This is a genomic window from Mesorhizobium sp. WSM4849 (genome assembly GCF_055811385.1).
Genome location: NZ_JBVVPW010000001.1, coordinates 335,059 through 361,902 on the forward strand (window position 1 = coordinate 335,059; position 26,844 = coordinate 361,902).

25 protein-coding genes and 10 pseudogenes are annotated in these 26,844 nt (G+C 59.4%); 20 read left to right on the forward strand and 15 right to left on the reverse strand.

The window, feature by feature from the left end; genetic code table 11:
• Positions 1–10 precede the first annotated feature (10 nt).
• On the reverse strand, positions 11–2,152 hold the full coding sequence (zorA, locus tag AC0L3L_RS01485) for an anti-phage ZorAB system protein ZorA (protein WP_473636274.1): 2,142 nt from the start codon (positions 2,150–2,152) through the stop codon (positions 11–13).
• A gap of 755 nt (positions 2,153–2,907) precedes the next feature.
• Here zorA and AC0L3L_RS01490 point away from each other — a divergent pair.
• The 3 genes from AC0L3L_RS01490 to AC0L3L_RS01500 all read left to right on the forward strand — a co-directional run bounded on the left by AC0L3L_RS01490 (position 2,908) and on the right by AC0L3L_RS01500 (position 6,997).
• Positions 2,908–3,309 carry a hypothetical protein gene (locus AC0L3L_RS01490; RefSeq protein WP_473636275.1) on the forward strand — a complete coding sequence of 134 codons (402 nt, stop codon included), beginning with the start codon at positions 2,908–2,910 and terminating at the stop codon, positions 3,307–3,309.
• Positions 3,310–3,319: 10 nt separating this feature from the next.
• Positions 3,320–3,790, forward strand: a complete 471-nt coding sequence (locus AC0L3L_RS01495; RefSeq protein WP_473636276.1) for a hypothetical protein — start codon at positions 3,320–3,322, stop codon at positions 3,788–3,790.
• Positions 3,791–4,303: 513 nt separating this feature from the next.
• On the forward strand, positions 4,304–6,997 hold the full coding sequence (locus tag AC0L3L_RS01500; protein ID WP_473636277.1) for a UvrD-helicase domain-containing protein: 2,694 nt from the start codon (positions 4,304–4,306) through the stop codon (positions 6,995–6,997).
• A 283-nt stretch (positions 6,998–7,280) separates the two neighbouring features.
• On the opposite strand, the gene AC0L3L_RS01505 is transcribed toward AC0L3L_RS01500, so the two are convergent.
• Complete coding sequence (locus AC0L3L_RS01505) at positions 7,281–7,583, reverse strand: LexA family protein (RefSeq protein WP_473636278.1); 303 nt, start codon at positions 7,581–7,583, stop codon at positions 7,281–7,283.
• Between the two features lie 38 nt (positions 7,584–7,621).
• On the opposite strand from AC0L3L_RS01505, the gene AC0L3L_RS01510 reads away from it, so the two are divergent.
• Positions 7,622–8,752 carry an IS630 family transposase gene (locus AC0L3L_RS01510; protein WP_473636279.1) on the forward strand — a complete coding sequence of 377 codons (1,131 nt, stop codon included), beginning with the start codon at positions 7,622–7,624 and terminating at the stop codon, positions 8,750–8,752.
• A 13-nt stretch (positions 8,753–8,765) separates the two neighbouring features.
• On the opposite strand, the pseudogene AC0L3L_RS01515 reads toward AC0L3L_RS01510, so the two are convergent.
• The 3 genes and pseudogenes from AC0L3L_RS01515 to AC0L3L_RS01525 form a co-directional block, all read right to left on the reverse strand.
• A pseudogene (locus AC0L3L_RS01515) lies at positions 8,766–9,694 on the reverse strand (dihydrodipicolinate synthase family protein).
• A gap of 14 nt (positions 9,695–9,708) precedes the next feature.
• On the reverse strand, positions 9,709–10,347 hold the full coding sequence (locus tag AC0L3L_RS01520) for a LysE family translocator (protein ID WP_473628049.1): 639 nt from the start codon (positions 10,345–10,347) through the stop codon (positions 9,709–9,711).
• 67 nt (positions 10,348–10,414) lie between these two features.
• A pseudogene (locus AC0L3L_RS01525) lies at positions 10,415–11,093 on the reverse strand (B3/B4 domain-containing protein); the annotation flags it as partial.
• A 214-nt stretch (positions 11,094–11,307) separates the two neighbouring features.
• Between AC0L3L_RS01525 and AC0L3L_RS01530 the strand changes: the two are divergent.
• Complete coding sequence (locus AC0L3L_RS01530) at positions 11,308–11,643, forward strand: GntR family transcriptional regulator (protein WP_473636280.1); 336 nt, start codon at positions 11,308–11,310, stop codon at positions 11,641–11,643.
• Positions 11,644–11,705: 62 nt separating this feature from the next.
• Positions 11,706–11,945 (forward strand): aminotransferase class I/II-fold pyridoxal phosphate-dependent enzyme, encoded by a 240-nt coding sequence (locus tag AC0L3L_RS01535; RefSeq protein ID WP_473636281.1) that lies wholly within the window; start codon positions 11,706–11,708, stop codon positions 11,943–11,945.
• Here AC0L3L_RS01535 and AC0L3L_RS01540 read toward each other — a convergent pair.
• Positions 11,895–12,051 (reverse strand): annotated as a pseudogene (locus AC0L3L_RS01540) (MocR-like pyridoxine biosynthesis transcription factor PdxR); the annotation flags it as partial. The gene AC0L3L_RS01535 and the pseudogene AC0L3L_RS01540 overlap by 51 nt on opposite strands.
• A 1,096-nt stretch (positions 12,052–13,147) precedes the next feature.
• Here AC0L3L_RS01540 and AC0L3L_RS01545 point away from each other — a divergent pair.
• Complete coding sequence (locus AC0L3L_RS01545) at positions 13,148–14,059, forward strand: DMT family transporter (RefSeq protein ID WP_473636282.1); 912 nt, start codon at positions 13,148–13,150, stop codon at positions 14,057–14,059.
• A 375-nt stretch (positions 14,060–14,434) separates the two neighbouring features.
• Here AC0L3L_RS01545 and AC0L3L_RS01550 read toward each other — a convergent pair whose 3' ends face one another.
• The gene (locus AC0L3L_RS01550; RefSeq protein ID WP_473488848.1) at positions 14,435–14,710 is read right to left on the reverse strand and encodes an endonuclease; all 276 of its coding nucleotides are present in this window, start codon (positions 14,708–14,710) and stop codon (positions 14,435–14,437) included.
• On the opposite strand from AC0L3L_RS01550, the pseudogene AC0L3L_RS01555 reads away from it, so the two are divergent.
• Together AC0L3L_RS01555 and AC0L3L_RS01560 are read left to right on the forward strand one after the other, a co-directional pair.
• Positions 14,693–15,319, forward strand: a pseudogene (locus AC0L3L_RS01555) (IS6 family transposase). The gene AC0L3L_RS01550 and the pseudogene AC0L3L_RS01555 overlap by 18 nt on opposite strands.
• Positions 15,320–15,401: 82 nt before the next feature.
• Positions 15,402–15,824, forward strand: a pseudogene (locus AC0L3L_RS01560) (IS6 family transposase); the annotation flags it as partial.
• 76 nt (positions 15,825–15,900) lie between these two features.
• Here the strand turns inward: AC0L3L_RS01560 and AC0L3L_RS01565 are convergent.
• Positions 15,901–16,412: pseudogene (locus AC0L3L_RS01565) on the reverse strand (transposase); the annotation flags it as partial.
• Positions 16,413–16,848: 436 nt separating this feature from the next.
• Between AC0L3L_RS01565 and AC0L3L_RS01570 the strand changes: the two are divergent.
• Positions 16,849–17,466: a Rossmann-fold NAD(P)-binding domain-containing protein gene (locus AC0L3L_RS01570; RefSeq protein ID WP_473636283.1), complete on the forward strand. Its 618-nt coding sequence runs from the start codon at positions 16,849–16,851 to the stop codon at positions 17,464–17,466.
• A gap of 73 nt (positions 17,467–17,539) precedes the next feature.
• The gene (locus tag AC0L3L_RS01575) at positions 17,540–18,244 is read left to right on the forward strand and encodes a nitroreductase (protein WP_473488846.1); all 705 of its coding nucleotides are present in this window, start codon (positions 17,540–17,542) and stop codon (positions 18,242–18,244) included.
• A 30-nt stretch (positions 18,245–18,274) separates the two neighbouring features.
• Here the strand turns inward: AC0L3L_RS01575 and AC0L3L_RS01580 are convergent.
• A pseudogene (locus AC0L3L_RS01580) lies at positions 18,275–18,358 on the reverse strand (sarcosine oxidase subunit gamma); the annotation flags it as partial.
• Here AC0L3L_RS01580 and AC0L3L_RS01585 point away from each other — a divergent pair.
• Positions 18,357–18,812: a hypothetical protein gene (locus tag AC0L3L_RS01585; protein WP_473629609.1), complete on the forward strand. Its 456-nt coding sequence runs from the start codon at positions 18,357–18,359 to the stop codon at positions 18,810–18,812. The pseudogene AC0L3L_RS01580 and the gene AC0L3L_RS01585 sit on opposite strands and share 2 nt — an antisense overlap.
• A 209-nt stretch (positions 18,813–19,021) precedes the next feature.
• Here AC0L3L_RS01585 and AC0L3L_RS01590 read toward each other — a convergent pair whose 3' ends face one another.
• Both AC0L3L_RS01590 and AC0L3L_RS01595 read right to left on the reverse strand, forming a co-directional pair.
• Entirely contained in the window at positions 19,022–19,354 is a 333-nt protein-coding gene (locus AC0L3L_RS01590; RefSeq protein ID WP_473636284.1) for an XRE family transcriptional regulator, read from the reverse strand.
• Positions 19,355–19,625: 271 nt separating this feature from the next.
• A complete protein-coding gene (locus tag AC0L3L_RS01595; protein ID WP_473482454.1) occupies positions 19,626–20,480 on the reverse strand; it encodes an alpha/beta fold hydrolase in 855 nt (284 codons plus the stop codon).
• Between the two features lie 47 nt (positions 20,481–20,527).
• Here AC0L3L_RS01595 and AC0L3L_RS01600 point away from each other — a divergent pair, with 47 nt between their 5' ends.
• The 3 genes from AC0L3L_RS01600 (at position 20,528) to AC0L3L_RS01610 (ending at position 21,875) form a co-directional block, all read left to right on the forward strand.
• Positions 20,528–20,743 (forward strand): hypothetical protein, encoded by a 216-nt coding sequence (locus AC0L3L_RS01600; RefSeq protein ID WP_473482482.1) that lies wholly within the window; start codon positions 20,528–20,530, stop codon positions 20,741–20,743.
• A gap of 495 nt (positions 20,744–21,238) precedes the next feature.
• Positions 21,239–21,457, forward strand: a complete 219-nt coding sequence (locus AC0L3L_RS01605; RefSeq protein WP_473636285.1) for a hypothetical protein — start codon at positions 21,239–21,241, stop codon at positions 21,455–21,457.
• Between the two features lie 13 nt (positions 21,458–21,470).
• The gene (locus tag AC0L3L_RS01610; protein ID WP_473636286.1) at positions 21,471–21,875 is read left to right on the forward strand and encodes a type II toxin-antitoxin system VapC family toxin; all 405 of its coding nucleotides are present in this window, start codon (positions 21,471–21,473) and stop codon (positions 21,873–21,875) included.
• Here AC0L3L_RS01610 and AC0L3L_RS01615 read toward each other — a convergent pair.
• The 4 genes and pseudogenes from AC0L3L_RS01615 to AC0L3L_RS01630 all read right to left on the reverse strand — a co-directional run.
• Positions 21,811–22,074: pseudogene (locus tag AC0L3L_RS01615) on the reverse strand (DUF2958 domain-containing protein); the annotation flags it as partial. The gene AC0L3L_RS01610 and the pseudogene AC0L3L_RS01615 overlap by 65 nt on opposite strands.
• Before the next feature lie 451 nt (positions 22,075–22,525).
• Positions 22,526–22,816 (reverse strand): annotated as a pseudogene (locus AC0L3L_RS01620) (ISNCY family transposase); the annotation flags it as partial.
• On the reverse strand, positions 22,758–22,898 hold the full coding sequence (locus tag AC0L3L_RS01625; RefSeq protein WP_473482450.1) for a hypothetical protein: 141 nt from the start codon (positions 22,896–22,898) through the stop codon (positions 22,758–22,760). The gene AC0L3L_RS01625 and the pseudogene AC0L3L_RS01620, both read right to left, overlap by 59 nt.
• Before the next feature lie 26 nt (positions 22,899–22,924).
• Positions 22,925–23,131: pseudogene (locus AC0L3L_RS01630) on the reverse strand (hypothetical protein); the annotation flags it as partial.
• Here AC0L3L_RS01630 and AC0L3L_RS01635 point away from each other — a divergent pair.
• The 5 genes from AC0L3L_RS01635 to AC0L3L_RS01655 all read left to right on the forward strand — a co-directional run bounded on the left by AC0L3L_RS01635 (position 23,097) and on the right by AC0L3L_RS01655 (position 26,067).
• Positions 23,097–23,225: a hypothetical protein gene (locus AC0L3L_RS01635; RefSeq protein ID WP_473636332.1), complete on the forward strand. Its 129-nt coding sequence runs from the start codon at positions 23,097–23,099 to the stop codon at positions 23,223–23,225. The pseudogene AC0L3L_RS01630 and the gene AC0L3L_RS01635 overlap by 35 nt on opposite strands.
• A 9-nt stretch (positions 23,226–23,234) precedes the next feature.
• Positions 23,235–23,747, forward strand: a complete 513-nt coding sequence (locus AC0L3L_RS01640; RefSeq protein WP_473488841.1) for an Hsp70 family protein — start codon at positions 23,235–23,237, stop codon at positions 23,745–23,747.
• The gene (locus AC0L3L_RS01645; RefSeq protein ID WP_473636287.1) at positions 23,695–24,393 is read left to right on the forward strand and encodes an Hsp70 family protein; all 699 of its coding nucleotides are present in this window, start codon (positions 23,695–23,697) and stop codon (positions 24,391–24,393) included. Before AC0L3L_RS01640 ends, AC0L3L_RS01645 begins: the two co-directional genes overlap by 53 nt.
• A gap of 91 nt (positions 24,394–24,484) precedes the next feature.
• Positions 24,485–25,762, forward strand: a complete 1,278-nt coding sequence (locus AC0L3L_RS01650) for a hypothetical protein (RefSeq protein WP_473636288.1) — start codon at positions 24,485–24,487, stop codon at positions 25,760–25,762.
• 62 nt (positions 25,763–25,824) lie between these two features.
• A complete protein-coding gene (locus AC0L3L_RS01655; RefSeq protein ID WP_473636289.1) occupies positions 25,825–26,067 on the forward strand; it encodes a hypothetical protein in 243 nt (80 codons plus the stop codon).
• Positions 26,068–26,844 lie beyond the last annotated feature (777 nt).

The following is a 26,844-nucleotide window of genomic DNA, read 5'->3' on the forward strand; positions in this document are numbered from 1 at the left end:
GGCTCACCTGTCACTCGGCGGCCATGGGGCGTACATTGGCAACAAGCTTTTCGACACTGTCGCTTAGGTCGGTCGTGCTCTCGCTGATGTCGGATACGAATTTCCCCAATCGCGAAACCGCATCGCCAAGGTTTTTGTCGGTCTCGCGCGTAAACCCTGCTAACCGCTCTGATTGCGCGGTTGTGGCGTCGGAAAGCGCAGCAATCGCCTTGGCCAGATCCTGGTCGACCTTGTCGAACTGCGCGCGATATCCCTGCCAGAGGGCGGTCAACCCTTCGATCTGGCCGGCGAGCGTTCGCGAGAGTACATCGGACGCTGAATTCGCGGCTTCCATGCTGGACACCGTGCGCGTCACGGCCGCATTCATCTCGCTCGTTGCTTGTGCGATGCGGTCGGCCGACTGAACCAGTGGTGACGCCGCTATGCGGACCTGTTGCGCCGTTTCGGCAAACGCATCCGCAACCGCTCGCGTCTGACTTGTCGCATCACCAATTGCGCTCGCCTGATTGGACAGCGCAATCTCGCCTCGACCCATTGCGGCCTGGAAGCGATCGATTTCCGAAGCAATACGGCCGAACGCATCAGCGATGCCGGCCTTGAGAGCCTCAGCCGCTTCCGACGAAGCGGATGCCATCGAAGTGACGATGCCGTCCTGGGTCTCGCGGAATTTTGCCCGCGTTTGCTCGACCCCGTCAGCGGTGCTGGCCTGGAAATCACCCAGCCCCTTCATGAGCGACCCGACCTGGCTTTCCAGACGCTCAAGCACTCGGCCCATAGCCTCCTCCACCTTGCCGGAAGCACCGGCAGCCGCATTGCCGAGTTCAACCTCGACACGCGCGTTGGCGGCGTCCATCGTTTGCTTGAATGCAGCGACCACATCGGCCAAGCCTGCCCGGCTTTGTTCCGCGCTCCCTTCCAATCGGGTGCCGGCCTCTCCAACAAGGCGATTTAGGTTCTCGGCTGCCTCCGAAAGTCGACGTGAAAAGTCCTCGCCGCCGCCCCGCAACCCCTTGTGCGTCTCGACGAGCGAGACCTGGATTTCGCGAAGCGCCTCCTGCAATCCCTTCATCTCTGCACCTGCATTGCCGTGCAGCGCAGCCGCAAAGTCTTTTGTCATGTCGGCGAGCCCGGTTTGGCTGGTCGACTTCAGCTGCTCCACCGCGGAGGCGATATTGGCGCTCACCGGCGTCATCGCTCGCGACATCGCGTCTTCTAACAGCGGACCCACGGCGTCAGCGAGCTTGCTGAAGTAGCGGTCGCTGTTGATCTCCTTCAACTGATCTCGTTGCTCCTTGCCGACCTCGTTCATTTCGGCGGTGATCGACTGTGGAGCCGTGTATTGTAGCTGATGCTCGACGACCTCGCAGAATTTGGCCAGCGCCCCCTCTATGCCGATGATCAGAAATCTTGAACCGAGCGCAAACACGATCGACGTAAAAAGTCCCGCGATCGATGTCGCGAACTTGAATGAGGCAACGCTCAGAAGATTGAACATCGCAGTCTTCATCACGTTGATATCGTTGCTGCTCGCCCCTTTCGCGGCCTCGTGGAGGGCCAACACGATCCCGATGAATGTAAGCAACAGGCCAACGCCGACGAAATAGCCGGAGACGCTGCCGATCACTTTCAAGCCGGGCAGTTTTTCACGGACCAATCCGTAGTTGATGAAACTTTGTGGCCGGATCGTATTTTGAATAGGACCGCCAGCTTCAACTTTGCCTTTCAGAAGCGTTTCGTCGAACTCCTTCCACGCGGCGCCGATCAAACGATGGCGAAGCAACCGAGGTAGAATCTCGACCTCATAGTCACGCGCAAAACGAACGGCGCTGTCACGGCTGCTCAGCAGCCGCCGCACTCGCAAAAGTGAGACGGTGACCGTGAGGGTGTGCATGACGAAGAATGCGACAAGCAGGCCCGCTCCAGTAAAGAAAATGAGCAATGCGAGCGAATAGATGAAGTCGTGATCCCGCGCAGTCGCAATAGCCATCTCGTCATTGCCGGCCGCGATGCCCTTTGCAATGCCTTCAAATGCTGTGGAGATCAGTGTCAGGTCGAACCAAGGCAGCCACAACGAGGCGACATAGATAACCCCAATCGCGATAGCCCAGAAGGCTGCGAAGCGAAACGCAGATGACCAAAAGATCTTGTACACGAACTGCAACACCCCCAAGCCGCAGCCCAATAGTTACAGATGTATTAGTCTAACGCAATCGCAGGGACGAACTTAATGTCGACACCTGGAGCGGCCGGTTGTGGGACCATATACATGATTCCGAGGGGTGCTATCGTTACACACGCCAGCGGGCAAACCGGCCAAGGCGGCATGATCGCCAGTGTCCAGACGCGCGTATACGTCGAGTACGAGTTCAAAAATCAGGAAGTCCCACGGGTCTCGAAATCCCTGCGCCGCAAATGAAAAGGACTTCGCCGCGAGCATGAGCTAACAGAAGGGCCCTGAAAGTCGAAGCCACTGCTGGGTTGGCCGTCATTGTCTCGATAACCGCCTCTCTGTCGGACGTGGAGATCGCCCGCCGCGCCCGCTCGTTCGGCTTGGCTCCGTCGCCCCTCTCTCAATGGTGCGTCCGATCACCCCCGTGGCAGGGGCTTCTGCTCGGCGTGACCAACTTGGATACGCGTCGGCTCACACAGTATTGCCGACAGCTGGCGGAAGCGGCGCACTAACGCCACTGCGCTCAGCGATCCTTGAAGGGCCCGATCCTGCAATGGACTGCTCCTGCCCCTTCGCTTGGGGACGCGGCCGTGTCCGAAACCCTACACCGTTCCAGGCGGCGGAAGCCAACATGACCGTGAAGGCGAAGAGTAGGATAAAGAAGCAAAAATTATAATAGTTGACAAATGTGGCGCTAGCACTATTATCTCATCATCACTTGAGAAGGAGATGGTGAGATGACCGTTTTCGATCCCGGCCCGTATCAGCAGAGCCCTAACGGGCCCCTGACCGCTGAGACCGTGCAGCGGTTGGTTCATATCAAGGAGCGCACTGGCATATCCTACGCTTCTCTAGGAGCTAAACTCGGCTTCAGCGGAACGTTTCTGTATAATCTGATGCTGAAGAATGCGAACGTCGGAACCCAGCACGTAGAGCGTGTCGCGAGGGCGATCGCACGGCTTGAAGAGGGAGAAGCTGATGAGGCGGCCCCCGGCCAGGAGGCCGGCACGGCCGATATGCTCGATCATCCGTTTTATCTCCGGGCTGACCTACAGATTGTCGTTAGCCTCCCGGTGGACCTCACCGAACGCGAGGCAGAACGACTTGGGAAGTTCATTCAGTCGCTTCCCGTCGGTTGAGGAACGAACAATGACCGAGAACGCTAAAGTTCGTGCCCTGAAGATGATTGAGACCTGCACCGAGCCCGAAAAGCTGCGCACCCTGATCCGGAACGCACGCAAGCAGGGCGAGGGGGAGATCGCTCATGCCGCAACGCTGCGACTTTACGAGATCCTCCCGTGCGAAGAACCCGGGACGTTCGAGCATGATGTCTGGCGCAGCATCCACGCGCTAGAAGGGACGTTAACGGAGGAGCGCGGAAAGACCACGCGCCTTGGGCGAACGAGACCGAAGATCGCGCGCGTCGGTGAGCAGGAAACCGTCCGGGATTTGATCCTGGCCGACAAGCCATCCGAGGGCTTTCACATGCTCATCGATCGTCATTTGTCGCATCTGACATTCGAAGCCGTTGCCCTTAGGCACCAAGATCGTTTCGAAGAGCATGTCTTGGACGCCGCCGCTCGGCGTCTGAATTCGGTCGGTATTGCCGCGTCCCGGTGACAGGCCGAAGCCATTCGCCGTCGGCTAAGGTGGGTCCACGCCGATGGTGAAGGACATGGCGCCGAGCGGCTGAGAAGGCGACACTGATAGCGGCCGTGCTCGGCTCCGTCGTCCTGCTGGTCCTAGACTCGGTGAGATTGAGACGCCCGATTTCTAAGAGTAGCGCTCCCAGAAGCCTCCGCATCTCAGTCTGATGTCGGCTATTGAAGAAGCGAGTGCCGAAGCTGCCATTCCGGTATCGGCCCCGGAGCCGCGGTACAGATATTCGCCGGGCCGATTTGCCCATCCCGCCCTGCAGCACACGCTGCCGGTCACATAGCGGACGCTGAGTAAAGCTGCTGCGGCGGCAGCCTGTCCGTTTCGCTACGGCTGCCCGCGAGGATTTGGAGCATCTCAATCAATTGATGATAATTCGCCCTTGAGACCGCTGATTTTCTGGACATATCGAATGTGGCATTGAGCAAATTGTTTTCTGGCCGGACGCGTACACATAGCCCGAGTTTCCTTGCACGATTGTTTCCTTCCGGGAAATGGAAGCTGACCCTGGACCCCAGGCTGCCCGGTCGCATTCGGCTGAGCCAGGGTGGCGATGCCGAGCTCAACTGCCTCGATATCGTGTCGATTTCGACCAGCCAGGCGCTGCTGTGGCATACCGTCGAGATCCGCGCACGCGGCAGAACGGATAGCTTGGCGGGGCTGACAGGTGTATCGGCCGGGAATTTAGCCTCAGACCTTTGTGCATTCATCAATCATTACCTCTTCGAACTCATCGGTACCGAGACGGGTCGTTTGCTCGAAGTCGACGCCAGGCTTCGGGCGATCACCGATGGCAATAAACAATATCTCGCTCAGGCCGATCTCGGCCGGGCGATCGCCAGCGTGCCCGGCAGCGCTGCCACCGCCCTTTCTCACCCGCTTCTCGATCCACAGTTGATGCCGGCCGGACTGAAGGCGTCCCTCCCTGCTTCATTCGCCATGCTGACGGACCCGGGCGTTCGCCACGCCTACAATGAAGCGTTCGTCAGCTCGGAGCTGCTCAAATTCCGGCCGTTTTTCGACGATCTCGACGGGCGCTCGCTTTCCGATCAACAACGCGAGGCCTGTATCCGCTTGGAGGACAACAATCTGCTCGTCGCCTCCGCCGGGTCCGGCAAATCCGCAACCATGGTCGGCAAGGTTGCCTATGTCCTGGAAAAGCAGCTCTACCGGCCCGACGAGATCCTACTTGTGGCCTTCAACAAGAGTGCGGCGGATGAACTCAGGACTAGGATCGCACGACAGCTTGAGGTCGAGGAAAGCGCGCTGGAATGCCGCGTCATGACGTTTCATGCGCTTGGACGCGGCATCATCGAGGAGGTCGAGGGACGCCCGCCCCAGCTGGCCAACTGGGTTGATCATCCCGCTGGTGAAGGTAGGGTAATCGAAGAAATCATTCGCAGCCTCGTAGAGATCGATCCGCAATTCGCTCGATTGTGGAGCGACCTGCTCGTGGTGCATGCCAAGGCGGACATCCCGGCCGAGGTTTTCGACAATGATACTGACTACCGTCGCTATGTCTCGAATCGCCTCAAGAAGGGCGGGGCCTCGATCGGTTCTCTTGCCGGCGACATCGTCAAGTCCCTGCAGGAGCAGAAGATCGTTAACTGGCTGTGGCTGCATTCCGTCGAGTTCGAATATGAGCGGCAGATCGCGGTCGAGGACGATGACGGAACGGTCCGCCATCTGCATCCCGATTTTTATTACCCGCAGACCGACACGGTGCATGAGCATTTCGCGCTCAACGCCGACGGAACCTCCCCCTTTGCGGATTATATTCAGCACGCTGAGAGCAAACGGCAGGCCTATCGACGGAAGGAGATCGATTTTTTCGAGACCACTTCGGCGCAGGCGAGTAGCGAGACGCTGCTCAGCACACTCGAGGCGGAATTGGCGCGGCGCGCGGTTCACTTCCAGCGCAAGAGCTATGCCGAGATCACGAAGGCGGTCGAGCCTGTAGTGATCAAGCACTATCACAAGCTCATATCCACCTGCATCAAGCATATTCGCGCCAGCGATCTGACGCTCGACATGCTGCTCGAGCGTGCCGGGACCCTACACGACAAGGAGCGCGCGAAGCTCTATGCACGCGTCGTGTGGATGATCACGCAGGGCTATTCGCAAAGACTGGAAGAGACCAGGCAGATCGACTTCGATTCGATGATTGCCGACGCGGTCCGGCTGGTCGAGACCGGTCGGTATCAGAGTCCCTATTCCCTAATCCTTGTCGACGAGTTTCAGGACATCTCCGAGCCGCGCGCCAATCTCATCAAAGCGCTCGGGCAGCAGAGGGCGTTCAGCAAGATGTTCGCGGTCGGAGACGACTGGCAGTCGATCTATCGCTTTGCCGGATCGGACATCACGATCTTCACGCAGTTCGAGGCCAATTTCGGGGTAAGCTGGCAGGGACGCCTGGAACAGACTTACCGCTGCAATCAGCTCATCGCCGAGACGGCCGCGATATTTGTCCAGCGCAATCCCGAACAGATCACGAAATCGGTCCGCTCGACACGGCCCGCCGTTCCGCGGTCGATCCGGGTTATTCCCATTGATGACGAGCGCGGCGGGCCCAACTTCGCCCAGGCTTGTCATCGTCTGCTCAAACGGCTCGACATAGCTCTGGGGGGCATCGCCGCGCAGTGGCGCGACAAACCGGGTGCCAAACTCAAGGTCCTAGTTCTATGGCGGTACAATCTGCTGGACCCGTTCGGCGGGATCCCGCCCTCCTTCGCCAATATCGAGGTTTCGGGTTTATCCTTTCACCGGGCCAAAGGGCTGGAGGCGGACTACACGGTTCTGCTTGATGTGAGTGAAGGCGATTATGGCGTGCCGAGCCGCATCGAGGACGACGAGCTGCTCAACCTGGTAATTCCCCGCCCTGAAACCTTCGCCTATGCTGAAGAACGACGCCTGTTCTACGTCGCGCTAACGCGCGCCAGCCGAGGCGTGTACCTATTCACCAACTGCCGTCAGCCATCCCGCTATATCCGGGAACTTTGCGAGATCGCCGGGGATGAAGTGCGCTTCGAGACGATCGAAGGCGCTGCCTTGCGTCAATGCCCTGTGTGCCTGGTGGGCGAGATGGTCGAGAAGCGCAACAGGAACGGAACGGTGTTCTGCGGATGCAATCAGTTCCCCGATTGCAAGCACAGCGAAGGGGGTCCGGCGTAGCCATCTGCGCGCTTGCGAAGGCGCGCCTGAAGTTGAGACGGCCGCCCCGACGGTAGCTGTGGCTTCGGGGCGTTGCCGCGCGGGAACCGGGGTGGACCTGGGGCAGGATCGCCAATCAACCTAAGGGTCAAAATGGCATAAGATGCAGTGTGGAACCAGATTGCGCCTGTTCATCGCCTAACCGTTAAAAGGCCGTGTTGAGCAGCGATCCAATTCTGCGCCGCCCAAACTTCCATCTCGAACTGCGCGCGGAATGCCCGCGCGCCGGCTGCCTAGTACCTTTTCACAGTGATGTTGACTGGGTGATTTCCAGCCATTTGAGAATGGGCAGGCGGTGCGGAGGAACAAGGATCTCGATGCTTCTTGGAACGCGGGGTTGACGGCGAATGAGGCCGTTGCGTTCGAGGGTGACGATCATCTGATGGACCGACGGCGGACTGACCTGGAAATGGCGTTGGATGTCGGCTTCGGCGGGCGAGCACCGAAACATGTGCGAATAGGTGTAGATGAAGGCCAGGTACTGACCCTGCTTTTCGGTGAAGCCCTTGTCGGCGGGCCGCTGTGCAGTGTCTGATTTTTGACTCATCTTTGGATTCGTCCGGTGCCTCCGACGAGGAGGCCGCAATGAACATACGTTATCGAGTGGAACTGAGCCAAGCCGAACGCGACGAGTTGAACACCATGCTGAAGGGAGGCAGGCATGCTGCCCGTAAGCTCAAGCGAGCCCAAATCCTGCTTGCCGCGGATGCCGGAAGCAGCGACGAGGAGATTGCCCGGGTGGCGGCGGTGGGCGGCTCGACCGTCTATCGCACCAAGCGCCGTTTTGTGGAGGGCAATCTGGAATACGCAATGAGCGAACTGCCGCGTCCGGGGGCCGAGCGCAAGCTGACCGGCAAGGAGGAAGCCTTGCTGGTGGCGACGGCGTGCGCGAACCCGCCTGCGGGCCGACGCCGCTGGACGCTGGAACTGCTTGCCGACGCCATGGTCAAGCTGACCGATCACGATAGTCTGTCGCACGAGACGGTGCGCCGCCGGCTGGCCGAGAACCACCTCAAGCCGTGGCGCAGGGACATGTGGTGCATTCCCCAGATCAACGGCGAGTATGTGGCACGCATGGAAGACGTGCTCGATCTCTATGCCGAAGCGCCCGATCCAAAGCGCCCGGTAGTCTGCTTCGACGAGACCCCGGTGCAGCTCATCGGCGAGGTTCGTCAGCCCATCCCCGCCGAGCCCGGCCAGTTGGAGCGCTACGACTATGAGTACCACCGCAACGGCACCGTCAATCTGTTCGTCTTTCTTGACGTGAACCGGCCTTGGCGAAGGGTCAAGGTCACCGCGCGGCGCACCGCACGAGATTATGCCCACTGCATGCGCGACCTCGTCGATGTCCATTATTCCGAGGCAAGCTGCATTCGCGTCGTGCAGGACAATTTGTCGACCCACACGGCGGGCGCCCTCTACGAAGCCTTCCCGCCGGCCGAAGCCCGCCGCATCCTGCGCCGTCTGGAATTCCACTACACGCCCAAGCACGCCAGTTGGCTCAACATGGTCGAGATCGAGATCGGCGTCCTCAACGGCCAGTGCCTGGATCGACGTATCGACAATGCCGAGCGTCTCACCAGCGAGATCGCCGCATGGGAGCACCAGCGAAACGCTGCCGGAGCTCGTATCGATTGGATGTTCACAACCGACAAGGCCCGAGCCAAAATGGGTCGGGCCTATCCGGAAGTGGTCAAAGAGTCAGAACCACTGTGAAAAGGTACTAGTCTTAGTCTAGCAGTTGCACTGGGCATGCCCTGTGCTCTGCGACCTCGAGCTTCTCCAATGCCTGCCTAATCTCATCTCCAGCGTCCTCCGGCAGCGGCAAAACAGGGCGCGGTGGCTGGACGTGCGCCAGACCGAGGAGGTCGGCGATGACGAACATGACGCGAAAGCTGCCGTAGCGTTTGAACAAGGTCCAGAGCGGCTCGAAAGCGTGGTTCAACCGAGCGACCTCCACAGCGTCGCCGGACTGCGCTGCACGCGTCAGCGCAAGCGCCGGAACCGCCAGCAGACCTGCCGCAACGCTGTACCAGGTGTCACATCCGGCAAGCAGGGCATCGGCCGCGCCCCAATCGCCGCTGTATCCGATTGTGAAAGTGTCAGGCGTCATCGGCCGCAAGCGTGCCAGTTCCCCCGCGTAATCGTTATTCGCCGCCAGAGGCATTTTCACGGCGACGATGTTGGACACCGCTGACAGCCGGGCGATCGATGCGTCGCTTAATGTGAAGCGCGTGGCGCTTGGATTGCTGTATATGCACAAAGGCAGTTCCCCCGCCTCGGCCACGGCGACGAAGTGCTGGAAGACTTCGTCCTCGTTCAGGGGAACGTAGGACATCGGTGCCAGGAGCAGGCCGTCAGCGCCAGCGGATTGGCATCGCGCGCCAGAGCCTGAGCTTCGTCGGTACGCAATGCACCCACACCCACGACAAGAGGCGTTTTGCCGCCGATGCATTCCACGGCAGCCTGGACGGCACGCTTCCTTCGCTCCCTCGTGAGGTAAGCATAGCCGCCCGTGCTTCCGAGCAGCCCGATGGAATCTGCTCCCGCGTGGTGAATGCGCTCGAGAAAACGAGCCAGTGCCTCGGTGTCGACATGCCCTTCCGCATCGGTTGGCGTGAGGGGGAACGCCGACAGGCCACGAAACATAGTCATCATCTATCCTTTCGAAACTACATACGGGAAAGCAGCATGCGCAGCCCGGCGAACGCGAAGAACATCGCCAGCAGACTTTCGATCCAGCGGCGACAGCGGCGATACAGAGCCACCATCGGCGGTGTGGAGAAGACAATGGCGTAGCCGCAGAAGATCATGACACTTAGGACGGCACAGCCACCCAATATCGCTGCGATCCTCTGCCACGACGAATTCGGGCCGATGCCCAGCGTGACGAGCGCGATCCATGCCAGCACGGATTTTGGGTTCGTCAAATGCATCAAGAGGCCCCTTCTATAGAGCTCACCCCGTGAAAGAGCGACTTCGTCGGCCGACGCGCGCGCCGCCAGCTTCTCGTTCGACGTAAGCGCCGACCGTCCCGCCCTGAAGGCGAGGAATAGCAGGTAGAGGCCCCCGAAAATCTGCAGAACGAGCAGTGCCTGTGCGTACCTGGCCAACAGGGCGGAGATGCCGGTCGAGGCCATCAGACCCCAGAAGATCGAGCCGCTGACGACGCCCGAGGCGAGCATGAGCGCAGCACCTCTGCCGCGAGCCATCGCCACGCCCATGATGCGCATGTTGCTGGGGCCGGGGCTTCCCGCGGCAATGACATATGCAGCAAAGACAATGAGCAACTGATGGAGATCGACATTCATTCTCTGAGCCCTTGAGATTCTCATTCAAATCAATAATGCGACCGCTCGACCGGAAACGCCATTTGGTGATGGCGATAGCTTGGCTGACGATCCTGCAGCCCGGCATCAACGCGTTCAGCCCTTCGGCTAGGGCATCTGTCGCCTCCGCCAGCGCTTTGTCGGGCATGGTTTCCAACGCCTCCAATATGAACCACATCCGGCCTGTTGCGGCCTCAAGGCGGGTTCGAGTTCCTTGTCGCCAGTTCCAGCGTCTGCAAGTGACGCCAATGTCGTCGCGCCAGATGACCTCTCCCAATAGGGGAGGATCGTCGACTGCCTCCCCGTTCATCAGAGTGTCGAACGTCTCACTCCCGTCCGCGATCGTCAGGAAGGGTCTCCCGACATAGGCGTCGTGGTTCTCCGCCCACCGGGATTGCGTATTTCAGGCTGACGGCGTTGTAGAGATCGACGACTGGGTTGATCGTCGCAAGGGTGCCGTCTTTCAGAACCCGCTTTCTGAGGGCCTGGGCTGAGCACGGCGTGCGGCTAGGCTTCGCGCCAAAGAGGACGTAGGCGTCGGACCAACTCGCCAGATGAGCTTCTGCCCAAGCCGGGCCACCCGCCAACACGCAATCGCAGGCTTCAGCAAGCAATCGAGGATCGAAATGTCCTTCTCCAGCTGAAGTCGCATCGACGTAGACGCTCACGGCTCTAAATCCCGATGCAATATTCTGAATTCGACCATCGATGATGGGATCCTCAAACATCCAGGCAACTCCATCAATTCAAGTGCAAGCAATCCATGAGCGGCGCGACCAGTGACGATCGCGTCCTTGACTGCAGACCAATATTGCAGTTCACTGGCCCAAATTAAACTGCCACTTTTGGAGATTTTCACTGGTCCAGTATAAGGAGGGTTCTCGCAGGACAGGAGCGACGCGTCGAATTTATCAATCCCTGCTCAAGCAGATCCAGGCCGGAGTGTACGGTGTCAGTGACGCTCTACCTTCAAGTCGCTCGCTTGCGGAAGAACTGGGTGTTTCGAGGACGACGGTTACCGCCGCATTCGACCAACTCATTTCGGAGGGTTATGTGCGGGTACAGCAGGGACGGAAAGCGTGGGTTGCTTCAGCAGGGCGGCTGAGCCCGGTCGCTCCGCCCGACTGTTCGGCGATGCCCGCTCGCCAGCTTTCAGCCTATGCAACTCGTGCGATGACTCTGCCGTCGAACAGCACCGCAGGCAGGCCGCCGCTCAAGTTCGATTTCCGCTACGGGGATGTTGCAGCAGGAGACTTTCCAAAGGCCCCCTGGCGCTGAACACCGCCTTTCTCAGGCATCGCGACAGATTGGGATACGATGACCCAGCAGGAAGCCGATCCTTGCGGGAGGCATTGCAGGGCTACGTCTGGCGGTCAAGGGGCATCAGCTGCGATCTCGGCCAGATCATCGTTGTGAACGGATCGCAGCAGGCACTGGACCTCTGTGCTCGGGTCCTTGTCAACCCCGGTGACCGGGTCGTGGTCGAAGACCCGTGCTATGAAATGGCCAAGAACGTCATGCTCGCCGGCCTCGACAAGTGGATGCGGAAGTATGATGTATCCGAGCCTGAGCGTTGGTGACAGGATCTTTGAGACCGTTCCGACATAGATGACGCGGCCTTGCCCAGAGAGATAGAGAGGCGGAAATGGGGTCAACGTCGTACCGATATTCGCTGTCGTAATCGCTGATCGAGACTGGTGCTTACGAGCGGCATGTCCGCAGGATGCGGAGACTTAACGCAGAAAGACGCGCCGTATTTCTGGCGTCAATGATCCGCGCAATTGCGGACGATATCGAGATCGTCGGCACGACTGCGGGACTTCACGCCGCGAGAGCCTCTTGCTCGAACGTGGACGTGTGCCGATCGGCGATCCGCTTGCAGTCGATGAAGGTCCTCGATGACATAAGCATATGGCCGACGCGGACCACTCCATCAAGGCTTGGCGACGCGCAGCAGGTAAAACTCCTCCCAGAGGAAACTGGTGGCTCGGAGTCAAGTACGCCACCGCAATATCGCCAGTCTCAGGAAGCTTCGTGGTGTCTATGCCATCAGCGCCACAGGGTACTGCAACGATGTTTGCTCCGACGTCGTCGTGTGGTCAACACGATTTGCGCCAGGCAAGAGGCGCGTTTCGCAGATCCGCTCGAAACCACGACATCGGAATCTATCCCGTCACACGCCTGTTCTCATCCCCGACCGATGAACGAGCCGGATATATCTTTGGCTATGCATCCATGTCTGTCGATCATCTCGCCAAAGGAGTGGAAAAATTACATCGCGCATACCTCGGCTTCGTCGGCGAAGCGGCCCCCCCAAGCGGGCCCGGGGGCGACAACGGGAAGTTATCGATCACCACATAGTTTTCATTGCAAGAGGTACCCAGGCATTCGCTGTTTCTGTGACCTGGAGAGAAAACGTTTTCCGGTAGAGCGGTTTTCGGATCAACCACGATGCGCGACCGCCTCTCGGCCTAAACGGCAACGTTCGACCATTGCCGTCCTTGCAGCATGTCGAGAAATCTGCTCGAAAGCCTCTGCCTTTGGCGTCGTCGGCGGACTTGTCGTCCATGCTCGATGGCCGACCAAAACGGAGACCGCCGGCGTTGCCGCCCTGATCGCCGACGTTGCAGTGGCGATCCGCGTCGTCATGGCCGGCAATCCAGGTCGAATAAGGCTTTGTCGCAAACCTCCTACAACCCGCTACGTCGCAGGAGTTAGTTGCTAAAACCGAGACGAGCCGAGATGGACACCAGGGTGGACACTACCAAACACGGAGTTTGATATGACGACGGGAGTGTTTGCGATGGTGTTTGGCGCGGCTGTTTTGCATGCGGCATGGAACGCCTTGGTCAAGGTGAATGCCGACAGGCTCGTCATGATAGCAGTCATGATGATGAGCCAGGTTGCCGTCGGTATGGTGGTTGTCCCATTTGTGGCGTTCCCGACGCCAGAAAGCTGGCCATATATTTGGGCTTCATGTGTGCTTAATACTGCCTACTGCGTGTTTCTGATCAATGCATATCGTTATGGAGATCTGAGCCACGTTTACCCCATTTCGCGGGGTTGCTCACCGCTGGTCGTAGCGTTCATCTCCGTCGCGATCGTGGGTGAAACACTGACCATGCAGGCTGGCTTTTCGGTTGTTGTTATCGCTCTGGGTATCATGAGCCTAACCCTGACGCGTGGCGCGGGAGGCTTCCGGGAACCAAAAGCAATGCTGTATGCGGTGGGCACGGGCGTATTTATCGCCGGATATACGGTCGTAGATGGTTTAGGCGCCCGTGTTGCCGAAAGCGCAGAAAGCTACACTTTCTGGTCTCACCTCTTCAACGGTATTCCGATAACCTTGCTGGCATTGTATCTGCGAAGGGGGCAGGTTAGGGTCTCGCTGCAGAAATGCTGGAAGGTCGGAGTGCTCGGGGGCATGATTTCTCTGTTGGCATATTGGATTGTCACTTGGGCAATGAGACAAGCGCCTTTGGCTTTGGTATCCGCAGTCCGGGAATCAAGCATGGTGTTCGCTGTGCTGTTTGGTGTCTTCTTCCTTAAGGAGCGCCAGGCTCGAACCGCCATAACCGCAATGGCGATGTTCGCCGCGATCCACACAAGGACAGGAAGCGCAAGCGGCCAGGAAAGCGTGGCAAGCTGGACGAGCGAACCTGTAAACTGCAACAGGAAATATGGTACGCCGTAAAGGCGACGACGATCTGCTGGTGCACGGCGGAGGCGACTTGCGAAATGCGCGACGCCACCTGGCCGGCGAAGAGATCGTGGAAGAGGGCTACCGCATAGCCCTCTGATTCTCTCTAGGTATGCTCTCGGCGATGTCCGCGGGGGGTGATGGAGAGCGGACATGCCGCTCCTGCTGACCAACGCAACGCAGCAAGGCGTCAAGAGCGAGCTTTCGTCCCTCATGCCGGCTCGATCGAACTCGGAACAGCGATCACTTGGATATCTTAAGCATCGCGGTCCCGATCAACGTAATGCCGATGGAGGCCAACCGCGCCAGGTCGAGGCGCCTTGTCCCAGCCACTGCCCAGGCGCGTGCCTCCCGACACGACCGATCTCGTCAGCCTTCAAGCTGCAGGCGCGGGGCCCATTCGGGGAAATCGATCAGGGGATTGCGATTACCTGGAAGAACGTAGATCGCCGCATTGCGATGTTTTTCCCACTCGTCGGGGGCATATTGTTCATGCCAGGCCAAAAGCGTTTTCAGCCGCTGTCCGGCATAGCGCCTGCCGCATAGCCGGCAGATGGTTCTGTCGCAAACGGAATGGCAACCCATATCTGGCACGAAGGCCTCTCTTTTTCGGGGAGCTCGCTTGCTATGTTCAAAGGCCGTCATTTCGACCGATCAGTGATCTTGCTGTGCGTGCGCTGGTATCTGGCCTACAATCTCAGCCTGCGCGATCTGGAGGAGATGATGGCCGAACGCGGCCTGAACGTCGACCATTCGATTGTGCACCGCTGGGTCGTCCACTTCTCGCCCCAGCTTCTGGAGCGCTTCAACGGCGCAAGCGCGCCGTCACCGACGGCGTCGGCGACACGGTCGAGTTCTTCTTCAGCGAACACCGCGACCTGCCGGCAGCCAAGCGCTTCTTCCGGAAGGCCCTGGAGCGCCACGGCAGACCGGATCGCATCGTCATCGACGGCAGCCCGACCAATCATGAGGCGATCATTTCCTGCGACGCCGAACACCGTCTGCGGAATCGATCGCGACCAGCGCTGAAGCCGATCCGCATCCGCAAGAGCAAGTACCTCAACAATCGGATCGAGCAGGACCATCGGCGCACCAAGCGCCGCAATCGGTCGATGCTCGGCTTCAAGTCGATGGCGAGTGCCGATGCCGTCCTTTCCGGCATCGAGATGGTTCACATGATGCGTAACGGCAGGCGAGGTTCGCCATAATCCACGTCCCTCGATCGCCGAGCGGTTCGAAATCCTTGCAGCATGATCATCGGCGCGAAAGCGTCCCGTTGTGACCAAAAGCACGATTTGCGACAGAACCGCATAGACCCGATGGCATGAACAGGTCGTGGCAGGCCATCGACCAGGACGGCTATGTGCTCGACGAGATCGTCCAGAACCGCCGTAATACCAAGGCGGCCAAGCGCTTGCTGACACGGCTGTTGAAGAAGCAAGGCATCGCGCTGAAGCGCATGATCACCGATAAGCTGCGCTCCTATGGAGCAGCCAGGCGACAGGTGATGCCGCACGTCGAGCACCGGTCGCACAAGGGATTGAACAACCGGGCGGAGAATGCACATGTGCCGCTGCGAAAACGGGAGCGGACCACGCAAGGCTTCCGATCACCAGGAGCACTGCAACGCTTCGTTTCGATCTTCTCGGCTCTGCGCAATCTCTTCGTCCCGCCCTACTCAAAACGCTCCGCTCTCGCCACACATGTTGACCGGCTGCAGGCCATGGCGGAATGGAAAGCCGTGACCGTGGTCAGCTGACATCAGCGGCCGCAGGTCTCAACGCGTTTATATGCAGACAACGTGACATCACCGCTTCAATGCGTCTCGATAAGCATGTCAGCATGACATCGCCCGCCGCATAGAGCAGGGTTACGCACCCGCCGGCGCTGCATTTCGACATTCTGTCATGTAGTCGACCTCGCCCGACTGGAAGCGGCGTGGCACCAGGCCAAGATAGGCGCCCAGATCGCGGGAGCGCCTAAAGCGTCCACCACCGCGGAGAACGCGAGCGCGGTCAGGTTGTCGACGCCTGGGACTATCATTAGCCGGCGGCATGCCGTGGAACGTTTCGCGACGTTCTTGATGTTGCCATCGATTGCCGACGGCCGAGTGCATCGCGGCACGCGCTGCAATGAGGCTCTGCACGGCGGCGGATAGCCCGGCTATTCCCTCGCCGGCCTGCAGCTCCTGTTTGATTAAGCGGGACTGAAACACCCACGACAACACCGCGGATCTGGTTTGCATGACGCCTTGCCCGACCAGCTTCTTGCGGGCGATGATCAGCGCGCGAACGGCAAACGCCAGAAGTCACTTCACATGCGCCGGCTTGAAGAAGCCGATGCGGGCAAATCCGTACGTCGGCAACGGCGCCGAAGGGCTCAGCGGCAGCCTCAAAGGACCAAATCAGAGCGGCGTCCTGTATCCACAGCGCCGATAAGATTCATACAAACAATCGATTTTATCAATCTTGCCCGATGCTGCATAAGGACAGCGCCTAACGGCGCATCGATCTTTCGATCGCGAGGTGGGACCAACGCTTAAGTCGGGCAACGGCACGCGCGGGCGCGGTCTCTGGCGGTCATTGAGAAGTTCAATTGAGCGGCGGCGGCTCCGGTCAAGGACGCCGCGCGCCTCATCAGGCCAACTCGTTTGGAAGGTCGTCTGCACGAGAGTGCCGTCCCTCAGCCATTAAATTGGAGAAGCCGTTGAAACTTACAGGTAAAATCATCGTCATAACCGGTGTCTCCTCCGGAGTCGGCAGCGAAGTCGCCCGTCTTGCCCGGTGCGAAGGCGCGCGCGTCATCGGCTCGCTCGAGGTGATCCCACTGTCACGCTGGACGGCTTCATTCAGATCGACCAGAGTGCGCCCGAAGAGATTGATGCAGCGCTTACCAAATTCCCGGAACGCATCGACGGTCTTGTGAATGCCGCCGGCGTCCCCCGCATACTGGACCGCGATATTGTTGCACGCGTGAATTATCTCGGGACACGCCATCTCTCATATGAACTTCTTTGCCGTATGTCCAAGGGCGCTTCGATCGTGAATTTCGCCTCCCTCTCGGACACCGAATGGCCCAAGCGCGTTGATCTGCATAAGGAGCTCGCCGACACTCAGAGCTTTGCGGATGGACTCACTTGGCTCGCCGCCCATCCAGTGCCACAGGAAACCTGCTACCAGTATTTCCAGGCGCTGATTGTTTGGTCGGCCAGTGCGAGCTTCGACCTATACATGCGGCGGGGCGTCCGCATGAACACGGTGGCGCCTGAACCTGACTGGACCATTCTCGGGGATTTCTTCGCTATGCGCGGCCGTGGCTACGAACGGCGAGTTGAGGGGCGTCCGGTTGAGACCCACGCTAGAGCGCCGCGCGTCCAATTGGACGCGCAAAGGACGCTCTAGCATTTCTAGACTGCGCATGATGCTTTCCGGAAACCGATTTCCGGTTTCCGGGGTCATACGCTAAGGACGGCCCATGCTGGAAAACAGGACTACAGTTACAGATGATGCGGCGATCGTCGACGAGGCGATCACGTCGCGCCGTTCGGTGCGGGCCTTCCTGCCCGACATGGTCGATGACGAGACGATCCGCGCCATTCTCTCTGTTGCCGCGCGTGCACCTTCGGGCACCAACATGCAGCCCTGGCGAGTCTACGTCACCAAGGGCGAGGTCAAGCAGCAGATCACCGACGCCATCCTCAACTCCGGCGTCCGCGCCGAAAAGGCCGAGTGGGACGAGTATCGCTACTATCCCGACCAGTTCTTCGAACCGTATCTCAGCCGGCGGCGGGCCAACGGCTTCGGACTCTACAGTGCGCTCGGCATCGGCCGGCGTGAGGTGGATAGGATGCGCGCGCAGCACGACCGCAACTTCGTCTTCTTCGACGCTCCGGTCGGCATGATTTTCACCGTCGACCGGCGGCTCAACAAGGGCTCGTGGATCGACTACGGCATGTTCCTGCAGAACATCATGGTGGCGGCGCGGGGCATGGGCCTGCACACCTGTCCGCAGGCGGCGTTCGCGCCTTATCACCGGCAAATCAGGTCAGTGCTCAACATTCCCGACGAGGAGATCGTCGTCTGCGGCATGGCGCTCGGTTACGAGGATACGTCCAAGCCGGAAAACGAGTTCCGCACCGATCGCGCGCCGCTGGAAGAGTGGGTGACATTCGCCAAGTGAGGAAGTGAGGTGACGACCGGCCGCCTCGGTCTACTGCACTTCGTAGCCGACTTCTTCGCTGGCGTGACAGAGCGCCTTCCAGAACGACCGCGCAAACGAGCGGAACACATAAATGGGGTCAGAACAAGAGCAGTGCGAAATCGTACGCTTAGATCGAACAGAACATGAACTGCATCGGATTTTGGATACGGGGGCTCCGATCTCTGTGGATTGGCACCGTCAGGCACCAGTTTTGGTTTCTTCGCCCGTCCGACTCAACAACGCTCCCGGCAGATTGGGCATGGGGAGCGGGCGATGGCAAAACGGAGACTTCTCAAAGCTCATGATCGACTCGCGCGGCCCGGGGTCGGCGATTGGCCAGATGCGGGAACAAATCCTTGACCGTTTCGGTCGACTCGTCGATAGCGATACGCGCTTGGGCAGGCGTTTTGCGATCGAGCGCGATGGCGTAGACGTCGAGCCGACCGGAAGCGACGATGCCGAGATATGGCGCGTCGCCTCGCATTGCCAGCAAGCGTCGCAGTTGGTGGATTTTTTCGTTGCCGTCGATCTGATCAGCGTCGACTAGGAAGACGAGCGGTGCATCCTGCCATTCATAGACGGCGCCGACGACACCCAGGATCGAATTCCTGTCACGTCGTGCGCTGGTCAGCGTGGCATAGGGCAGAAGCTCAGGCCCGTCGGCATCGAGCGAGTGCAGCGCCTGCGGTCGGCGCCGAAGGGCTCGAGCCGGGCCAGCCAGTCAGTCATGGTTATGGCCGTTTGCCAGTGGTGCGCTCACGAACGTAAATCCAGACTTGCCTGGCGATCGCCGCCGAAACGGCCGCGACGAGTAGCGCCGCGCGGCTTCTTCGTCGGCGCAACCTTGGCAATCGCGGTGCGATAGTCGACCCCGCTAGCGGCCATTTCCGCGACGAGCACGGCAACAAGGGCGATGTGCTGCGGCAGGGCTCTCCGTTTTGCATAGTTCGTGATCGAATTGGGGTTCATACCAATCAACTCGGCAAAGGTGCGCACACTGAGGCCGGCGCGCTCAAGTTCGGCAAGGAAGTCAGCGTAAGGCACCGCACCGCTTCGTCTCAGCACACTGTTTGATGTGTCATAGCACACAATACGATGTGTACAATGGCACTCGCTCGACCTTCCATGCAACCGGTAAAAGCCGAAGAAGCAGAATGTTCGCATCTGCAGTCTTTGGGACGTGTGCTGTCAGTCCGGTTTTGGCTGACAAAGCGGAAAACCAGCCCTTCGTTCCTCATAGAACCATGATGCTTATCCTAGTGGCATGGCAGCTCTGGTGCGCGTCGACGGGACATTTTGAAGCTGCCCATCGCTTCCCGAAACAATCGTGTCAATCACGAGTGGGGGGATCGCTGCGCGTTCATCCCCCAGCTTCGGTATTCCACGCCTCGGGGAGGGCGTCCGCCGCAGTGTGCATCAGGCATGCCAGCACACGGACTGCCGCGCCAAAAAGAGCGGGACGAGGCATGAATTCGAGGTGGATGCCTGGAAACTCAACCCAGGGAACGCCAATCCGCCGCGCAATTTCGACGGATGGCCGGGCATAGAACAGCCCGCGGTCAGCTGAACCCGCGCCGAGAATTATAGGGAATTTGGCGCTGCGCAGTGCTGCCTCGTCGGGAACAAAGCGTCCCCAAGCCGCCCATTCATTCCCAAACAGGTGGTCGGCATTCCCAAGGAACCTCGCCTGGAGATCTTCCGGCCAGATATATGTGCTTTCGCTGCCCTCGCCCCGGACGGCCTGGAGGAACTCGAAGACAGTAGCTTGAGCGCCCGCTTCACGGTAGCGCGCGCCGATGCGGTCGAAAAAACCCCGCAACGGGTCCCCGTCAGCGAGCATCCCGGTGACGGGCGGCTCATGCGCGATCACGCCGCGCAGGACATCGGGGTGACGGGCTGCAATATCAAGCGCGACGATCGCTCCGGCGCTGTTTCCAAAAACCAGGGCCTTGCCGCCGGCAAGCTGGTCGATCAGCGCGCGCGCATCATCCGACTGCTGCGCGACCGTGATCGGCGTCTCAGAGCGGCCCGTACTGCGTGAGTTGCCCCGCCTGTCGTAATTTATGACTGTGAAGGCGCTGGCAAGATCCTCAGCCAGACCTGAGAAATACCCGGCGTCACCGCCGGCGCCCGAAATCAGCAGAAGATGTGGACCGCTTCCACGAACTTCATAATATATCTGAGCGTCGCCACGGTCGGCCATTCCACTGAGCATCGTTTACTCCTCAAGATTACTTCTGAGAACGAGGGAAAAAGGAAAGGTTGACAACCGGGAAGTCGAGCCCATTTTTCCGTCTCGCCCTTGCCCGCATCACCCGGTGGGACAACGCACGTCGGCCCGCCGGCATCGTGACCGGCGGCCAGGTGATCTCCCAAGACCTCGGCATCAAGCTCGAGAATGTCGGCATCAACATGCTCGGCCGCGCCAGGAAGGTGTCGATCCGTCTTCTCCTTGGTCGGGCACGTGTTTTCGAATGACGGGCGAGGCTGGGCTGGACCCCTTGTAGCTCGCCAGGGCCTGCAGCAAATCCGTTAGAAGGTGCTGTTTCAGTCCGTCCTCTCAAAGACGGGCACACGGGTTCAACGGAAGAGATCATGCTCGTCTTGCCGGTCCGCGTGCAGTCACCCTGATTCAGTGTCGCACTTCTATGTGCAAAGCCCGTGCCAGCGCGCTCAGCGCGCAGTAAGCGCATGGATATGCTTTGAAAAACCTCCACAGTGCCCAGATGGCGGGTTGTAAGAACCTGACATTTCGCCAATGTTTGTTTTGAACCTGGCATTTTGTGTGCCGCTGTCAGGTTGTGGACACGCATCACGCGCCTCGCGGCGCCAGAACAGCGTGGCCCGCCCGCGCGGTCGCGAAGCGCCAAGACCATGAGGGCGCGTGCGGCACGCAGCCTCTGCCCGTCTTCCCGAAGCCGTTCGTTGCGCGATACCGGGCTTGGGTCGCGTGGCTCAGGGGTTTCGCCGCCAATGTTGATCGCGGAAGGGCTGGCGCGGCAGGAACGGGATCGTATCGTCCATCGCGCCAACATGGTGGCCGCGCTGCGTAGCCGCGAACCTAACGGCACGAACAAGCCAGCGCAAAAGATTCTGGCTAAGCACGGCCTGTCTTTTCAGCCAGGTCGAAAGCCGGTTCCACCGCAGGCCTATCACGAGCTCGACCATGACCTCACAGGTGGTGACGAATAATGTTCGTCGATGCATGTGCGATCGTCTCGATAATGGCGGGGAGGACACGGCCGACGCCTATGAAGCGGCGCTGCTCGATGCGGCATCGCCGCTCACATCGACACTTGCTCCCTGGGAAGCCATCATCGTCCTTTCACGGCCGGATCAGTTGAATTGCGCCTACAAAGCGGCTGAGGCGGTTGTCGTCGAATGGCTCGAAGCACGAAAGATTCGGCTCCGCGAGCCCGGTTCGCCCCGACGCGTCCTGTCCTACGCGGTCGCCGTCGCCGAACAGCACGGCATAGGAAAGCGGCGCCTCAGCAATTTCGGTCGCTTCCACTACGCCTATGCCAAGGCGATGCGCTCGCCGCTGCTCACCCTGCACCAGCTTTTAGGTCGAACAGACGTGGCAACCTTGCCGAAAGGATCCGATGACTGAGCGTCGTCGAAAAGTTGACTGAACTGCCGGAATTGACCGGGGCTCGTTGCCGAGCAGGTAAGCGAGGACATGGCCTGCCGAACGGCCCGGGCAAGCTGTCGAGGTCCGACCGGGCTACATAGCCGAGCTCCGGCCATCCCATGCCAAGGTCGCAAACACCGACGGCGACTCCGGGTTCGCGGTCGAACTCGGTCAAGAGCCAAGTCGCGCGCCGGTTGGCAGGAGAAGCTTCACGACGAGCTCGTGATCAAGCTCGGGCTGTTCGACCTCGCGGGCAACGCAATTCGCTTGGTGATGGCGCTCCAGGCGGGCGTCATTTCTGCAGGAAGGTGAAAGAGGATCTCGTTTCGTCTCGATGACGGGAGGGGCGTATTTCGCGCGCGACAGGGGGAAGTACGATCCGATGTCATTGAGATGGGCAACCAAGGCCGCGACCAGCCTGATCGAGAGCTGGCCACCGCGCCTCCATCGCTAGCCCGCTCGCAATCGTCCGGTTGGCGGCGTGGTGCTTACCTCAACGTAACGAATTCGGACCGGCCCGGCATCTGGCGATGTCATGCTTTGTGCGCGATGTTGCAACCAAAGTTCGAATGTCGCGGCGCCAGCAAAGTAGAATGTCGCATGGCGGTGGGGACGGCCACAACGAGAGCGCGCGACTCGCGGCCGACCTGCATCTCGGCAACCATCTCCAGGGCGGCGTCCAGCCGCTTGTTCTCGACGATCGCCGAACGGTGAACCGAGCGCAGCTCATCGAAGGCTCTGTAGGGCAGGGCGACACCCTCATGCATGATCTCGAGACGGCCATCAGCATAGTCGCAGACGACCACCTTCTTGCAGGCAAGCTTCTTCGCCAATTCGGTCGGGTGGAGAATGAACATCACCTTATCGTAACGCAGCGTCAGAGCCTGCGTCAGCGTGCGGACCTCCTTGCGGCACAGGGCCATCAAGAATGCGGTTCTTGGAGGGACGGCCACGCGCCTTGTGGCGAAGAGCCGGCGCGCCTTCAGATTGAAACGTCTTCATTAGCCGCTGGACTTGCCTGGCCGAGACGCCGAGCAAAGGCGCTCGCGCAATGCGGCGAGCGTGGCGATCTCATAGAGCCGGCGATCAGGCTTCTGCTGCCCAAAGATCAGTTTCCGATCGGTTGGACTGAGATGGGTGGTCGGAACACGCTCGGGCGGTGCACGCCGTCCCTCCGAATGAAGCCTTCGGAGCATCGCAATGGCTGTGATCAAGGAGTCGTGGCGGCGCGCTGATGCAGTGATCGAACAGACGTTGGAACCCGCAATTATCGTTGGAACCACCGCGGTCAAGACCGGCCGCGTCTTTCTACGTGCCGAAAAGGTTTAGGAGCACATCATGTATCTTGGCATCGATCTCGGCACATCCAACTCCGCAATTGTCGGCACCGATGGCGAAACCCTGCGGTTGTTCAAGACCGTAGAAGGCATGGACGTCATGCCAAGCGCTATCACGATCGACCGGCGCGGTGGCCTCTTTGTGGGGCGCAAGGCCTATGACCAGTGTGCGTTCTCCCCACAGAGCGTTCAGCAGAAATTTAAGCGCTTGATGGGCACGGGCAGCACGGTCGACTTTCCTGGCACCGAGCGCGTGCTTACGCCCGAGGAAGCCAGTGCTGAGGTCATCAAGAGCTTGGTCGGACAGGCCCGTCGCGATCTTCCGGAAATGGAGATCGAGGGTGCAGTGGTTACCATCCCGGCGGCATTCAACCAGATGCAGTCGGAGGCCACCATGCGGGCCGCAAAGATGGCGGGGCTTGACAAAGATATCGCTATTGCAGGAGCCGATTGCGGCAGCGATGGCTGCCAATACCGGCATCGGCGGCGGGTCAGCGCAGTTCCTGGTCTATGATCTGGGTGGCGGCACGTTTGACGCCGCAATCGTGCAGAGCATTTCGGGCAACATCACCATTGTCGCGCATGCTGGTGTGAACATGCTGGGTGGCGCCGATTTCGACCGGGCCATCGTGAACAATCTGGTGCGCCCGTGGTTGCTGGAGACCTTCAATCTCCCCGAGAACTTCCAGACCGACGCACGATATTCCCGTCTGATCCGGATCGCGTCGTACCGTGCTGAGCTGTGCAAGATCGCGTTGTCCTCGCAGCAGGTAGATCACGTCTCCGCCGATGAGAACCAGATTGGTACCAAGGACGAGGACGGCACAGACATCTATCTTGACGTCGAGGTGACCCGTGGAGTGCTTGAGAACCTGATCGCGGAAAACGTGGAACGCTCCATCGCGGAATGCCGCACACTGTTGTCCAATAATGGCTATTCGCCCATCGATATGGATAAGGTCGTCCTGATCGGTGGGCCAAGCAGAATGCCCTGCGTTCGGGAGCGCGTAGCGTTCGAGCTTGGGATCGCATTGGATACCAACGTCGACCCCATGACCGCTGTCCACCGGTGCTGCCATTTTCGCCTCTGGCAGAAATTGGGCCGCCGATGGAGCCACGACATCGCGGACCGGTCGCGCCGCCACGACATCATCATCTAGCCTGCAACTGCGCTTCGAATACATCGACAATACGGCCTCCCCCACCATCAACCTGAAGGTTCGTACGCCGATCGATCCGGTCCCGGCGAATGTGTACGTCCAAATCGATGCTGCGAATGGGTGGACAGCAGGAAAACTGCCCCTGTCGTCGATGGTCGACGTAAAGGGCGTTCCGTTGCCACGTGTAGGCTCGAACGAGGTGAAGGTCTCGGCATTCGGCGCGAATGGCGCGCTGGACACCGACGCAAGTGTCGTCCTCAAGGTTACTCGCCTCGCCGCCACGGCAGATGGCATGCCGCTCATGCATAATCTGGCGATCAAGATTGTTAAGGGGGGCATCGGTGCCGAGCACAACAAACTGCACATCATCGCCAAGAAAGGCGCTCCGACGCCTGCGCGTGGGATGGAATCCTTCCGCGCGTCCAGGGATTTGCGGGCAGGAGAGAAAGCATCGCTCGCGTTCGAACTGTTCGAGCAAGCTGACGATGTCGATGATCCGACTCTGAACCTGGCAGTCGGGTCCTTCGAACTGAAGGGGGATAGCCTGATCCCTGGTCAGATCATCCGTAAAGGTGATCGTGTGAACGTCCACTGGAGCATCGACGCGAACAGCCTGCTCCATTGCCACTTCGAGATCCCGGATGCCGGGCTCTATCACAGCCTTGAGAATATGTACGTTCCAACGAGTTCGGCATCGAATTTCGATGGCGAGGAGGGGACACAACTGGCGCGCGGCGGGATCGACGATGCACGAAAGGATCTAGAGTATTTGGAGCGTGCGTTGGGCAGCCGTATCGGCGCTCAATCCCAGAAGCTCCGCAGCAAACTAGAGGCCCAGGAGACCACAGTGGCCCTATCGCACAATGCAGACACCAAACGCATGGTGACGCAAGAAGCTCGGTTCCTGCGCCAAGAGATCCATCGTCTCAAGCATGATCCTGTGAACGTCTCGGCTGTTCAGCAGATCGAGCTGGACGATTTCGAGAACCACTATGCTCGGTATTTCGCCAAGGAAGTCGAACCAGAGACGAACACCAACATCACCCGACAGTTAGCATCGGCTCGCGACGCGTTGAGGCGCGGAGATCTGCAAGAGAGCCGGCATGCGCTGGAGGAGGCCAGCGCGCTGTTGAACGGCTTCATGCTCAAACAGCCTGGGTTCTGGATGGCTCAGTTCGACGGCTTGGTAGATTCCCGGTTTAACGCCATCGACAAGAAACTGCACGATCGCTTAGCGGATCGAGGTCAGCAGGCCATCGCCACGAACAACGTAGACGAGCTTAGAAATGTTGTGATCGAAATGTACCAGAACAGTATTCGTGAGGTTGGTGGCGGTGACTCTGGAATACTTTCTGGGCTCATGCTGTAAGTAGACGAGTAGATATTTCAGGGTTCGCAGCTCGCAGCACTGACCTTGGTAGGAGTGGCACAGTGGGACACATCAATTGGGCGAAGGTCATCCCAACCTGCGTGTTCTTCTTTACCCTGTGGCTCCTGCAGGGAGCGCTGTCCACGCTGTACGAGGCGATCGAGGCCAACTGCGGGATGACGGGCTGCGGGGAAAGCATCGCTGTGGCCTACCAGATGCTGTCCCTATCGACGTTGGTGTCGGCGGGGGGGATGGCATGGGCGTCGCATAGGTTCAACACGGCGCTTTACAAAGGAAACGACTGAGGCGGCGGGATTTCAGTGTTGATTGTTCCTGCGGTCCAGGCTTGGGCGGGGACTGAAGTCTTGAGCACATGAACCGACCTTATCAAACGGCCGGGCAAAAGGTTTCTTTTTAATTTGCCGAAGTTTGCCGCGTCATCTTAAGTCTACTTACTAGATATCGCTTTCCAGAAGGTGCCAGTCCGGTTTCCGCCCAATGCGCTCATTGCGGAACATGGCTCCAGCGTCCGCTCATTGGAAGTAAAGCTGACTAAATGGAAAGTGGGAATAGGAGCTACTGCGCAACACTGTTCATGATTTGTGCTTCGAAAGTCGCATAAATGGCAGTGTGGAACGTCAGCCCGAGATCGGGTCCTGCAGAGGGTGCAACGTATTAACCTTGTGCTTTGGGGAGCACAGAATAATCGCACGTCTTCATCGCCTGGCAGCTTCATCATTGATGTCACCTTGGAGAGCGAGAGAAGACTGTTAATAGTTGGGCACGGGTACGAGCTGTCGGTCGTTCGCTCGATCGAAAGCACTATGCTTGGAGGAAGCTCTCCATGATGCAAGGCGAGAAGGTGCCGGCCTACTTCCTTGTCCGCTGCCGTGAGCCGATTGTAGTGGCGAATGAAAGTCCATCCAGGTATGGCGTACGGAATGTCGCTGTCCAAAATGAAGGCGTTTGAACGCTTCGCTTGAGCGTGCAGTTTCGTGCGCCAGCGCGGCTAAAGCGCGCCGGTTTGCGCGCATGCAGCCCAGAAAGGCCTCGAGGTATGGAATAGACAAGCTTTACAGCGA

Bases quoted from the DNA above. Each gene is read 5' to 3' on its own strand.
- AC0L3L_RS01490 (WP_473636275.1), top strand. From the start codon at position 2,908: ATGACCGTTTTCGATCCCGGCCCGTATCAGCAGAGCCCTAACGGGCCC.
- AC0L3L_RS01495 (WP_473636276.1), top strand. From the start codon at position 3,320: ATGACCGAGAACGCTAAAGTTCGTGCCCTGAAGATGATTGAGACCTGC.
- AC0L3L_RS01505 (WP_473636278.1), bottom strand. From the start codon at position 7,583: ATGAGTCAAAAATCAGACACTGCACAGCGGCCCGCCGACAAGGGCTTC.
- AC0L3L_RS01510 (WP_473636279.1), top strand. From the start codon at position 7,622: ATGAACATACGTTATCGAGTGGAACTGAGCCAAGCCGAACGCGACGAG.
- AC0L3L_RS01520 (WP_473628049.1), bottom strand. From the start codon at position 10,347: ATGAATGTCGATCTCCATCAGTTGCTCATTGTCTTTGCTGCATATGTC.
- AC0L3L_RS01545 (WP_473636282.1), top strand. From the start codon at position 13,148: ATGACGACGGGAGTGTTTGCGATGGTGTTTGGCGCGGCTGTTTTGCAT.
- AC0L3L_RS01550 (WP_473488848.1), bottom strand. From the start codon at position 14,710: ATGACGGCCTTTGAACATAGCAAGCGAGCTCCCCGAAAAAGAGAGGCC.
- AC0L3L_RS01575 (WP_473488846.1), top strand. From the start codon at position 17,540: ATGCTGGAAAACAGGACTACAGTTACAGATGATGCGGCGATCGTCGAC.
- AC0L3L_RS01585 (WP_473629609.1), top strand. From the start codon at position 18,357: ATGGGGTCAGAACAAGAGCAGTGCGAAATCGTACGCTTAGATCGAACA.
- AC0L3L_RS01595 (WP_473482454.1), bottom strand. From the start codon at position 20,480: ATGCTCAGTGGAATGGCCGACCGTGGCGACGCTCAGATATATTATGAA.
- AC0L3L_RS01605 (WP_473636285.1), top strand. From the start codon at position 21,239: ATGTTGATCGCGGAAGGGCTGGCGCGGCAGGAACGGGATCGTATCGTC.
- AC0L3L_RS01610 (WP_473636286.1), top strand. From the start codon at position 21,471: ATGTGCGATCGTCTCGATAATGGCGGGGAGGACACGGCCGACGCCTAT.
- AC0L3L_RS01625 (WP_473482450.1), bottom strand. From the start codon at position 22,898: ATGAAGACGTTTCAATCTGAAGGCGCGCCGGCTCTTCGCCACAAGGCG.
- AC0L3L_RS01635 (WP_473636332.1), top strand. From the start codon at position 23,097: ATGGCTGTGATCAAGGAGTCGTGGCGGCGCGCTGATGCAGTGATCGAA.
- AC0L3L_RS01640 (WP_473488841.1), top strand. From the start codon at position 23,235: ATGTATCTTGGCATCGATCTCGGCACATCCAACTCCGCAATTGTCGGC.
- AC0L3L_RS01645 (WP_473636287.1), top strand. From the start codon at position 23,695: ATGGCTGCCAATACCGGCATCGGCGGCGGGTCAGCGCAGTTCCTGGTC.